Raw genomic sequence first — 10,693 nt, forward strand, 5'->3', positions numbered from 1 at the left:
GACTTAACCTAGATCTGGCAAACGGATCCCGCAGCTTTGTGGCTCAGGCCAATTGGGGTTACTCAAACCAGGGGACTGGCCTCGAGCGGCAAGCCCAACTGGGCAACAGCCTCGGCCAAGGCCACCTCACGGCTGTCCACAAACCGCTCTGGGGACAGTGGCAGATGCAGGCTTTCTAGGCGCTGCCGGATCCGACCCTTGGCCCCAACAATCCACACCTGTTTGCCCCGATCCAGGGCCTCGCGGATGGCATTTTCCAAGGATAGCGTCGCCGAAACTCCCAGCATCGGCACATCTGATAGATCCACCACCAGCGCTTGGCAGGAGGCCACCGCCTGATGTTGGCGGGAAATGGCTTGGGAAACCCCGAAGATCATCGGCCCGCTCAGGTAAAACAGCAACACCTGCCCGCATCCCTGGCGCAGCAATTCCCTCTCACGGGGAGTGAGATCCACCGCATCATCGGCATCGGTAATGGCTTTCACCTCTTCGGAGTGGATCTCGCTGAGGCGTTGAATAGTGAGCAAGTTGGCCACAAACACCCCCACCCCTACGGCGGCGATGAGATCCACAAACACCGTCATGAACATCACTCCGTACATGATGGCTGCCCCTTTGAGGGAAAGGCGGTGGGCCCGCTTGAGGAAGCTCCAGTCGAGGATATCCACCCCCACCTTAAAGGCGATCCCTGCCAGCACCGCCATTGGGATCCCTTGCGTGAGGGGAGCGGCAAACAGCACCACCATCAGCAGGATTAACGCTCGGGTAATGCCGGCTAGAGGGGTACGTCCGCCCGACTGGATGTTCACCACTGTGCCCATGGTGGCGCCGGCTCCCGGTAAGCCCCCCAGGAAGCCAGAGACAATATTGGCGATCCCCTGCCCGATCAGCTCTTGGTCGGAGTCGTGGCGGGTGCGGGTGAGGTTATCGGCAATCACCGCCGTCAAGAGGGTATCGATGCAGCCCAGCATCCCCAGCACCACCCCATCCAGCACCAAGTTGGCCAGGGAAGCAAAGGGCAACTGCGGCCACTGCAACTGCGGCAAACCGGTGGGGATAGGGCCAATGCGCCGCAAATCCCAATCGGCCATGAACAAGCTGGCCACCAGCGTTCCCAACACCAAAGCCACCAACTGCGGCGGCACCACCCGTCGCCAGGGCTTGGGATAGCCAAAAAGGATGGCAAGCGTCAGCAGCCCCAGCCCCAGCTCTGGCATCTTGAGGTTGAGCAGGTAGGTCGGCAGGTTCTGCACCGCCCCAATCACTCCCCCCTGGCTGGCGTGGCCCAAAAGCGGCGGGATCTGCAGCAAAATCATGATCCAGCCGATCCCGGACATAAAGCCGGAGATAACGCTGTAGGGCATGAGGGTGATGTACTTGCCCAGTTTCAGGGATCCAAACAGGATCTGAAATAAGCCCCCCAGCATCACCACGGTGAAGGCCGGCCCCAGCCCCTGCTCCGGGTAACGAGCTGTAACATTAGCAACCACCGCCGTCATCATCACAGTCATCGGCCCGGTGGGTTCGGAGATGAGCGTGGGCGTACCCCCAAACAGAGCCGCAAAAAAGCCCACGCATACTGCTCCGTACAAGCCCGCCACCGGCCCTGCCCCCGAAGCCACCCCAAAGGCCAAGGCCATCGGCAAGGAAACAATCGCCGTCGTCAGCCCGCCGAAGAGATCCCCGCGCCAGTTGTCTAGGCTCAGACGTCGGTGCCAATCCAGAAATCTCTTGCCGCCGGACTGTTGTTCTTTCGCTTGGCTCAGCATGCCCCAAAGCCCTCCACGCTATGGGCAGCCTATCATTGAACGTTACTATAGAGATCATGCTAGAGAATAGATTTTCTTCTATAGTTTCCCTCAAGGATTCCCCTCCAAGCGAGGGCATGGGGCTTGAGCCGGTAGAGTTGTGTGAAAGCGAGAGTAGTCCACATAGCGATGCCCATTGCTGTCCAGGTGGAGAATATCGGCAAATCGGTGGTTCCAGAGAATCTCATCGGCCAAGTAGGAGTGGCGAGCATGGATGGTTTGGGAAAAGGTGTCGTCGATGCCGGTCAGGGTAATGATCAGCTCCGCTTGGCCCACCTGTAAATCTCGATCCATGAGGCTGTAGAGAGGGCCGCCGATGAACCACCGAGCCTCTCCTACTGGAAGTCAGCCGGCCTTCACAAAGGGCGAATGGTAGACTGGGAATACAAAAGCTTTCTGCTCAATTCAATCACCTTCAGCTTACTAGCGCAGGAGCCCCGCACTGTACCCGTAGGGTCAGTGTCGGGAGGAATGCTATAATAATTCTGCGGACACCAGAAACGGCTGTTTAGGGCACTGGTAACGGTCGATTGGGGCTGCCCGTAAACCAGCCCAGAGGCTCGTGGTTAGTTTACTAACTGCAGGGCTACCGAAAGCCCGCCCCGTACTGCGAAGCAGTCAGGGTCGGGTAGTTTACTCTGCCACGGCCAAGGTTGGCTTCTCGATAAACTTCCATGAACCCACTGCGCCAAGGCCGACTGGGATCCCTTACGGATAACCCAACCCCATGAGCGACAACGAATCGACGGCGCGCATCATCTCCACCGACCTGCAGCGGGAGATGTCGCAGTCCTACCTGGAATACGCCATGAGCGTGATCGTCGGGAGGGCTTTGCCAGATGCGCGGGATGGCCTGAAGCCGGTGCACCGCCGCATTCTCTACGCTATGCACGAGTTGGGCCTGACGGCGGATCGCCCCTTCCGCAAGTGTGCCCGCGTGGTGGGGGATGTGATCGGGAAATACCATCCCCATGGGGATCAGGCGGTTTACGATGCGCTGGTGCGCATGGCTCAAGATTTCTCCATGCGGGAGCGGCTGGTGGATGGGCATGGCAACTTCGGCTCTGTAGACAACGATCCGCCGGCAGCCATGCGCTATACCGAGTGTCGGCTGACTGCCTTTGCCCAAGAAGCCCTGCTCCAAGATATTGACGCCAACACTGTCGATTTTGTCGGCAACTACGACGGATCCCAGCAAGAGCCGCTGGTGCTGCCGGCGCGGATCCCGCAGCTGCTCCTGAACGGCTCTTCCGGCATTGCCGTGGGCATGGCCACCAACATCCCGCCCCACAACTTGGGCGAATTGGTGGACGGCCTGATTGCCCTCATCCACAACCCCAACCTCACCAGCCTGGAGTTGATGCAGTGGATCCCGGCCCCCGACTTCCCCACCGGGGCGCTGATCATGGGCCAGGAGGGCATCCGAGAAGCCTACACCACCGGGCGCGGCTCCATCACCCTGCGGGGGGTGGCCACCGTCGAAACCATAGAGCAGCGGGGCCGACCGGTTCGGGACGCCATCATTATCACCGAACTGCCCTACCAGACCAACAAGGCAGCCATGATCGAGAAGATCGCCGAGCTGGTCAACGAGAAAAAACTGGAAGGCATTGCCGACATCCGCGACGAGAGCGACCGCAGCGGCATGCGGGTGGTGATCGAGCTGAAGCGGGATGCCCAGCCGCAGGTGGTGCTCAACAACCTCTACAAGCAAACCCCCCTGCAGGCCAACTTCGGGGTCAACATGCTGGCCATCCTCAACGGCGAGCCGCGCACCCTGACCCTGCGGGACGCGCTGCAGGCTTTTCTGGATTTTCGGGAAGAGGTGATCGAGCGGCGCACCCGCTACGAGCTGCAAAAAGCCGAAGAGCGGGATCACCTGCTGCAGGGCTATCTCTTGGCTTTGGGGCAGTTGGATCGGGTGATTGCCCTCATTCGGGGAGCCGCCGATACCGCCACAGCCCGAGAGGAATTGCAGGCGGTGTTGGGCCTGAGTGAAGCCCAAGCCGACGGGATCCTGCAGATGCAGCTGCGCCGCCTCACCGCCCTGGAAGCGGAAAAAATCCAGGCCGAGCACGAAGACTTGGTGAGGCAAATTGCCGACCTGCGGGATATTCTGGCCCGCCGAGAACGGGTGATGCAGATCATCAGCGAAGAGCTGCAGCAGCTCAAAGCCCGCTTTGCCAGCCCGCGCCGCTCCCGCCTCTGTTTGGAGGATGGGGAGCTGGGAACGGACGATCTGATCGAAAATCGGGAGACGGTTATCTTTCTAACCGAGCAGGGCTACATCAAGCGCATGGGCCTTGAGGAGTTCCAGGTGCAGGGGCGAGCCACCCGCGGCAAAGCCGGCGCCCGCATCAAGGAAGACGATGCCATCGAACAGTTTTTTGCCTGCCGCAGCCACGACACCGTCCTCTTTTTCACCAATCGAGGCGTAGTCTACACCCTGCCCGCCCACCAGATCCCCCAGGGGAGCCGTACCGCCCGTGGCAGTGCCATCGTTCAGTTGCTGCCGATCACTCGGGAAGAGCGGGTTACGTCCATGGTGCCGGTGAGCCAGTTCAGCGACGACGAATATCTGGTGATGCTCACCCGCGGCGGCTACATCAAAAAAACGGCCCTCAGCGCCTTTGCCAATGTGCGCTCCAACGGCCTGATCGCCATCTCTCTGGAAGAAAACGACGAACTGCGCTGGGTACGCCGCGCCCGCTCCAGCGACGATGTGGTCATGGCAACCCGCCAAGGCATGTCCATTCGCTTCCGGGCGGATGACGAGCAACTGCGCCCTCTGGGACGGGCCACCCGGGGCGTGCGGGCCATGACCCTCAACGCCGGCGATGACATCGTCAGCATGGATATTATCTCTGCCGAATCGGTGATGGCTGCCGAGCGAGAGGGGGAGAAGCTGGCTAACCCTTGGGTGCTGGTGATCACCAAAGAAGGGCGGGGCAAGCGCTCGGCCATCGACCATTTCCGCCAGCAAAACCGCGGCGGCAAGGGGGTGATCGCCACCAAGTTCCGCCAGGCGTCGGACGAGCTGGCGGCCCTGCGCATCGTCAATGCCGAAGACGAGATCCTGTTGGTAACCGCCAGGGGCATTGTCATGCGCCAGTTGGCCAAGGCCATTCCCACCCAGTCCCGCGAGGCGACCGGGGTGCTGGTGCAGCGCCTGGATCCGGAAGACAGCATTGTGGGAGTTACAGTGGTACCCGCTGCCTTGGTTGCCGAGGAGGAGACCTCAGAAGCCAGCGCTTGATCCCCGGCCGTTACTTAGGTACGGCATTTGCCGCCGCAGAAGGGTGGGATCCCGTACCGAGGGGGGTGAAGATGGGGTGTTACCTTTGGGATAGCCCAAATTCCGGGAACGGCAAAGGCCTGTGGGATCAGGCCGAGCGGCCCGGTTGGGATGGCATCTGCTGTGTTTGTGGAGCTTGGTTACTCCATGGCGAGCCCGTTGAACTTCATCCCTGGTTTTGAGGCATTGCAAACTCCGAGCCCCGACAACCGGCTATGGCAATACTTGCAATCTCAGGATCCCAGCGTCTTTCAGGATATTGCCCGCAATTCTTCTCCGGAAGTGCTGGAGATCTTGGGCCACAACATCCGCAGCTTGGTGGGGAGCTTGCCCTCCGATCAATTCGGGGTTCAGATCATCACCAACCGCGAGAGCTTGGCCAAAATGCTCTCCGGCGCGATGATGGGCGGCTATTTCCTGCGGGTCATGGAGCAGCGTCTGGCCCTGGAGCAATCTTTGGGCAGTGCCTCCCAGCCTGCCAGCGCGGATCAGCCTTCGCCAGCAGAGGAGGAGGGCTAGGCTTGCAATCCACCTTTTAGCGCCGCCGAGGAGGCTCCATGCTGGATGCGGGTTTCCAGGCAAAGGGATCCCAGTTCAGCAGCCCACCGCGGCGGATTTTGGTTTGCCCGGATAGTTTTAAGGGATCCCTAACAGCCACGGCGGCGGCAGAGAGCATGGCCCGCGGGATCCAACAGGTGCTGCCGGAGGCCGAGGTGGAGCGGCTCCCCTTGGCCGATGGGGGAGAGGGCACCCTAGAGGTACTGCTGCCGACGCTGGGGGGAGAGAAGAAGGGCCTATGGGTCACCGGCCCCCTGGGGGATCCCGTCTGGGCGGAGTACGGGGTGGCAGGAGAGCTGGCCCTGTTGGAGCTGGCCCAGGTGGCTGGCCTGACCTTGGTGCCACCGGAGCGGCGGGATCCCACCCGCACCACCACTTATGGCCTGGGAGAGCTGCTGCGGGCTGTTTGCCGCGATCCCATCGCTGAGATCTGGATAGGACTGGGGGGATCCGCCACCGTGGATGGAGGGGCGGGCATGGCGCAGGCCTTAGGCTATCGCCTGTTGGATGGAGCTGGGGATCCCATCGGCTGGGGTGGGGCGGAGCTGGCCCGGCTGGCGCGCATCGAGCCCCCCGAACAGCCTGGTTGGCAGGGGAAACGGGTCCGCGGCCTCTGCGATGTGCAAAACCCCCTCACTGGCCCGTTGGGAGCCGCCGCCGTCTTTGCCCCCCAGAAGGGCGCCACCCCTTCCCAGGTGCAGCAGTTGGAGCAGGCGCTGCAGCAGTGGGCTCAAGTGGTGGAGCGAGATTTGGGCCAGGCCGTGGCCGGGATCCCGGGGGCCGGAGCCGCAGGCGGCTTAGGAGCAGGTCTGGTGGCTTTTTTGGAGGCCACTCTGGAGTCCGGGATCCAGCTCTTGGCGCGGCAATTGGCCCTGCCGGAGCGCATCCGCCGCTGCCATCTGGTCGTCACCGGAGAGGGCTGCCTCGACGAACAAAGCACGATGGGAAAGGTGGTGGGGGCCGTGCTGGAGCAGGCTATCCAAGCCCAAAAACCCCTGCTCATCCTCTGTGGCCAGGTGACTCCGGCAGCGCGCGCTGGGTTGGCAGCCCAGCCTCTTCCCCTTCGGGTTGGCGCCCTGTGCGACCGGATCCCCGATGTGGCAGAAGCCCAACGGCAGGCCGGCCATCACCTGGAGCAGATGACGGCCCAGGAGCTGAGAGATTTTCTGGAGCAGGATGCGGGGATTGGCCGGTTATAATGGCTTAAATCATCGTGTTTCGTAGGACATCATGGCCAGTATCGAGTTCTCCCCCGGCATCCAAGAGGTGCCCACCCAGGTGCGAGTGCTGAAATCCAAGACCGGCAACCGGGGATCCGCGATTTTCCGCTTCGAGGATCTAAAATCCGATACGCAAAACATCCTCGGCATGCGGATGATCGATGAGGAAGGGGAGCTGACCACCCGCAACATCAGGGCCAAGTTCCTGAACGGGGAATTCAAAGCCCTGGAAGTGACCTACGACATGGAAACCGAGGCAGAGTGGGATCGCTTCCTGCGCTTTATGGAACGCTTTTCAGCGGCCAACCAGATGGGCATGGCCTAGTTGCCGCCCTTCCCGCCTCAGCTTTTGGATTTTTTGCTCCTTTTGCCGGATCTGCGCTTGGCTTGAGGTTGGCCGGGATCGGATCCCTGGCCCTCTTCAACTGAGGGCTGCCCCAGCGGGGGCCGTCGCTTGTGCCAGTCGGTGCTTTGCTCATAGGCATAGGCCACCCGCAGCACCTTGCTCTCCTGTAGGGCATTGCCCACAATTTGCAGGCCAATGGGCAGCCCATCGGCAAACCCGCAGGGCAGGCTCAGCCCCGGCAAACCCGCCAGGTTCACCGGGATCGTCATCAGGTCGCAGAGGTACATGCTGAGGGGATCCTCCCGCTCGCCGAGCTTGAAGGCTGGGGTGGGGGTGGTGGGGCTGACCAGCACATCCACCTTCTCGAAAGCCTTGAGGAAGTCCTGCTTGATGAGGGTGCGCACCTTCTGAGCCTTGAGGTAGTAGGCGTCGTAGTACCCCGAGGAGAGGGCATAGGTGCCGATCATGATGCGCCGCTTGACTTCTGGCCCAAAGCCGTGGGCGCGGGTCTTGCCATACATCGACAGCAGCGAGTCGGCAGGTTCCCGCAGGCCGTACTTTACCCCGTCGTAGCGGGCCAAGTTGGCAGAGGCTTCCGAAGGGGCGATGATGTAATAGGTGGCTAGGCCATAGCGAAAACTGGGGCAGTCGATCTCCAGGATCTCGGCCCCCAGTTCTTGCAGATGTTGAATGGCTGCTTGGACGGCAGCGCGGGTCTCCTCGCCGCATCCTTCTCCCAGCAAGTCGCGGATCACCCCGATTTTGAACCCCTTGATGTCCGGGATCAGAGCCTGGCTATAGTCCGGGATATCCACCTTCAGGCTGGTGGAGTCCATTGGGTCATGGCCGGCGATCCCCTGCAGCAGCAGGGCCACATCCTCCACCGTGCGCCCAAACGGCCCCACCTGATCCAAAGACGAGGCAAAAGCCACCAGCCCGTAGCGGGACACCAGCCCATAGGTGGGTTTCAGGCCCACCACCCCGCAAAAAGCTGCCGGCTGACGGATGGATCCCCCCGTATCCGAGCCCAGGGCCACCACCGCTTGGTCGGCAGCCACCGCCGCCGCCGATCCCCCAGAGGATCCCCCTGGCACCCGCGTCAGATCCCAGGGATTGGCGGTGCGCTGAAAGGCGGAGTTTTCCGTGGAGCTGCCCATGGCAAACTCGTCTAGGTTGGTCTTGCCCACCGTCACCATGCCCGCAGCCGCCAGCCGCGCCGTCACTGTTGACTCGTAGGGGGGAATGAACCCCTCCAGCATCCGGGAAGCGCAGGTGGTGCGGATCCCTTGGGTGCAGAGGTTGTCTTTGACAGCTAACGGGATCCCGGCCAAAGGGCCAATCTCCTCCCCGGCCCGAATGCGGGCGTCCACCGCCCTGGCCTGTTGCAGAGCCAGTTCCTCGGTCACAGTAATAAAGCTCTTGAGCTGCGGCTCCAGTTGGGCCAGGCGCTCCAGGTATTCGCGGGCGATCTCTTCGGCAGAGCGCTCTTTGGTTACCAACTGCCTGTGGAGGGCACGGATGACAGACATAGGCAAACTCGTGGGGAAGGGCAAATGCCAGTGAGGCCAGACAAAGTTCCTCTAGAGTGACATCCTCCCGACGCTGACCCTACGGGTACAGCGCGGGCCTCCTAACCTCGCGGTCAGGCATTCCTGCCCCACGCCACTTATCTAGGTCATAGACCCCCGACAGAACGACTTGGCAGGCTGTTTCCGTTCCCCAGAGTCCCTGGGCTACTAAATTCTCTAGTCCACGATGCAAAACCATTTCTGCTGCTGCATGGTCACGATGAGTTCGATACCCACACTCAGGACAATGATGCTCTCTAATCTTCAACCCCTTACTGACAGTGGCAAAACACCTTGGGCAGGTTTGGCTAGTCCCGTTGGAGTTGACTTTAGCGAAGTACACTCCACGTTTCCAGCACACCCATTCCAACAGAGACAGAAATTGTCCAAAAGCGACATCGACACAATCTTTTCGCAGCATTCCCCCTGTCAAGCCTGTGACATTGAGGTCTTCTGCAAAGATGGTTTGCGCTTGGTCACAAAGCTTATGAGCCGTCTTTAGGTGGAAATCTTTACGACGGTTCGCAATCCGATGGTGCATTCTGGCAACTTTGATTTGTGCCTTCTCCCAGTTTCGTGACCCCTTCTGTTTTCGTGCCGCTCTGCGTTGCAGCAATTTCAGCTTGCGTTGCATCGACCTAAAAAACTTGGGTCGCTCCTGGAAGCTACCATCTGAAACCGTCAAAAACCGTTCCAATCCCAGATCAATCCCAATCGCACGACCGTGAACCGGAGCATCGGGAACCGATATGTCCGATTCGATGGTAACGACGACATACCATTGCGTCCCTCTTACCTTGGACAGTACCCTCACCTGCTTGACCTTGAACCCATCTGGGATAGGACGATGCAAGTTGATAGGCACTTTTCCTATCTTTGGTAGCTTGATACTGCTGCCGGAGATGGGATTGTCCTTGAACTGGGGAAACACAAAAGACTTAAATTGGCCTTGTTTCTTGAAACGGGGAAACCCATATCCCCGCTTCTGGAATGCCTCCCAAGTATCATGCAGCCTGCGAATCGTAGTCTGCAAGACCTGAGAATGCACCTTGGCCAAATGCGGGAATTGCTTCTTTGCTTTGGGTAGGTTATTTTGCTGACGATAGCAAGACGGGAATGGCTCATCGGCAGGAATGATGTATTCCTTCTCCAGTGAGCATCTGTCTATGGGACACTTACGGGAAGCAATCCAGTCTTTGAGTTCGCGCAAAGCGTAGTTGTACACGCCTCTGCACGTCTCAAGCCACGACCGCAGCTCGGCCTGCTGCGCGGCATCTGGATAGATCCGGTAAGTGTAGTTCATGGTCAGCATAGTGGCAGTTTACCACAAGCTATAGCTGCTGGTAAATACTTGTCTTATCCCATCGAGAGAATCGACAAGTGCGGGGAGTCCATGTATCCCGACGCTGATGCTTTGCATACAGCGCGGGACTTATAGCTCCCCGCGCCCCTCCTTTGTTAATCTAGGTGGGATCCCTTCCTACCCAAAATCCCGCCAATTTCCCCTCTCCCTGAGAGAGAGAGGCTGGGGGTGAGGGCGTCGGCAATGCAGAGCGCTTGGGCCCAAGCTACCGCCGTTCCAAAAAGTCGCGGCGCAGATCCCGAATCTCCTGCCGCATCTCCCGCATCTCTCGGGCCATCTCGTCAGTGCGCCGTTCCAAAGCTTCGGTGCGGCGCTCCACAGCTTCCGTGCGCCGTTCAATGGCTCGGGTGCGCTCGTCAAAGCGATCCAGCGCCTCGCGGAAAAACTGCGCCAGCATCGCCTGCCCTTCCCGCAGCTCTTGGATCAAAACCTGCTGGTTCTGCTGGGCAGCTTGCAACTCCTGGACGGCCCGAATCAGCCACTGCTCTTGCTCAGGTGTCATGGTTACCAAGGCGCTACAGAACAAGGAAATCCT

9 protein-coding genes are annotated in these 10,693 nt (G+C 60.2%); 4 read left to right on the forward strand and 5 right to left on the reverse strand.

All coding sequences use genetic code 11. The features are described from left to right. Positions 1-62: 62 nt before the first annotated feature. The gene (locus tag ACVWXF_RS07820; RefSeq protein ID WP_457474089.1) at positions 63-1,769 is read right to left on the reverse strand and encodes a SulP family inorganic anion transporter; all 1,707 of its coding nucleotides are present in this window, start codon (positions 1,767-1,769) and stop codon (positions 63-65) included. Positions 1,770-1,859: 90 nt separating this feature from the next. Then, positions 1,860-2,126 (reverse strand): hypothetical protein, encoded by a 267-nt coding sequence (locus ACVWXF_RS07825; protein WP_457474095.1) that lies wholly within the window; start codon positions 2,124-2,126, stop codon positions 1,860-1,862. 409 nt (positions 2,127-2,535) lie between these two features. Here ACVWXF_RS07825 and gyrA point away from each other — a divergent pair, with 409 nt between their 5' ends. From gyrA to psb28, 4 genes are all read left to right on the forward strand, one after another. Continuing rightward, positions 2,536-5,064: a DNA gyrase subunit A gene (gene gyrA, locus ACVWXF_RS07830; protein ID WP_457474090.1), complete on the forward strand. Its 2,529-nt coding sequence runs from the start codon at positions 2,536-2,538 to the stop codon at positions 5,062-5,064. A gap of 186 nt (positions 5,065-5,250) precedes the next feature. Continuing rightward, positions 5,251-5,622, forward strand: a complete 372-nt coding sequence (locus ACVWXF_RS07835) for a DUF760 domain-containing protein (RefSeq protein WP_414330541.1) — start codon at positions 5,251-5,253, stop codon at positions 5,620-5,622. A 38-nt stretch (positions 5,623-5,660) separates the two neighbouring features. Continuing rightward, positions 5,661-6,860: a glycerate kinase family protein gene (locus ACVWXF_RS07840; protein WP_457474091.1), complete on the forward strand. Its 1,200-nt coding sequence runs from the start codon at positions 5,661-5,663 to the stop codon at positions 6,858-6,860. Between the two features lie 31 nt (positions 6,861-6,891). Beyond that, entirely contained in the window at positions 6,892-7,206 is a 315-nt protein-coding gene (gene psb28, locus ACVWXF_RS07845) for a photosystem II reaction center protein Psb28 (RefSeq protein WP_011433213.1), read from the forward strand. A gap of 17 nt (positions 7,207-7,223) precedes the next feature. Here the strand turns inward: psb28 and gatA are convergent, their stop codons facing one another. From gatA to ACVWXF_RS07860, 3 genes are all read right to left on the reverse strand, one after another. Beyond that, the gene (gene gatA, locus ACVWXF_RS07850; RefSeq protein WP_457474092.1) at positions 7,224-8,756 is read right to left on the reverse strand and encodes an Asp-tRNA(Asn)/Glu-tRNA(Gln) amidotransferase subunit GatA; all 1,533 of its coding nucleotides are present in this window, start codon (positions 8,754-8,756) and stop codon (positions 7,224-7,226) included. A gap of 79 nt (positions 8,757-8,835) precedes the next feature. Then, complete coding sequence (locus tag ACVWXF_RS07855; RefSeq protein WP_457474093.1) at positions 8,836-10,098, reverse strand: RNA-guided endonuclease InsQ/TnpB family protein; 1,263 nt, start codon at positions 10,096-10,098, stop codon at positions 8,836-8,838. A 265-nt stretch (positions 10,099-10,363) separates the two neighbouring features. Next, a complete protein-coding gene (locus tag ACVWXF_RS07860) occupies positions 10,364-10,660 on the reverse strand; it encodes a hypothetical protein (RefSeq protein ID WP_457385995.1) in 297 nt (98 codons plus the stop codon). Between the last annotated feature and the right edge of the window lie 33 nt (positions 10,661-10,693).

The organism is Thermostichus sp. MS-CIW-40 (assembly GCF_054058315.1).

Excerpts from the sequence above, each read along its gene's own strand:
- ACVWXF_RS07820 (WP_457474089.1), bottom strand. The coding sequence starts at position 1,769 with ATGCTGAGCCAAGCGAAAGAACAACAGTCCGGCGGCAAGAGATTTCTG.
- gyrA (WP_457474090.1), top strand. The coding sequence starts at position 2,536 with ATGAGCGACAACGAATCGACGGCGCGCATCATCTCCACCGACCTGCAG.
- ACVWXF_RS07835 (WP_414330541.1), top strand. The coding sequence starts at position 5,251 with ATGGCGAGCCCGTTGAACTTCATCCCTGGTTTTGAGGCATTGCAAACT.
- ACVWXF_RS07840 (WP_457474091.1), top strand. The coding sequence starts at position 5,661 with ATGCTGGATGCGGGTTTCCAGGCAAAGGGATCCCAGTTCAGCAGCCCA.
- psb28 (WP_011433213.1), top strand. The coding sequence starts at position 6,892 with ATGGCCAGTATCGAGTTCTCCCCCGGCATCCAAGAGGTGCCCACCCAG.
- gatA (WP_457474092.1), bottom strand. The coding sequence starts at position 8,756 with ATGTCTGTCATCCGTGCCCTCCACAGGCAGTTGGTAACCAAAGAGCGC.
- ACVWXF_RS07855 (WP_457474093.1), bottom strand. The coding sequence starts at position 10,098 with ATGAACTACACTTACCGGATCTATCCAGATGCCGCGCAGCAGGCCGAG.
- ACVWXF_RS07860 (WP_457385995.1), bottom strand. The coding sequence starts at position 10,660 with ATGACACCTGAGCAAGAGCAGTGGCTGATTCGGGCCGTCCAGGAGTTG.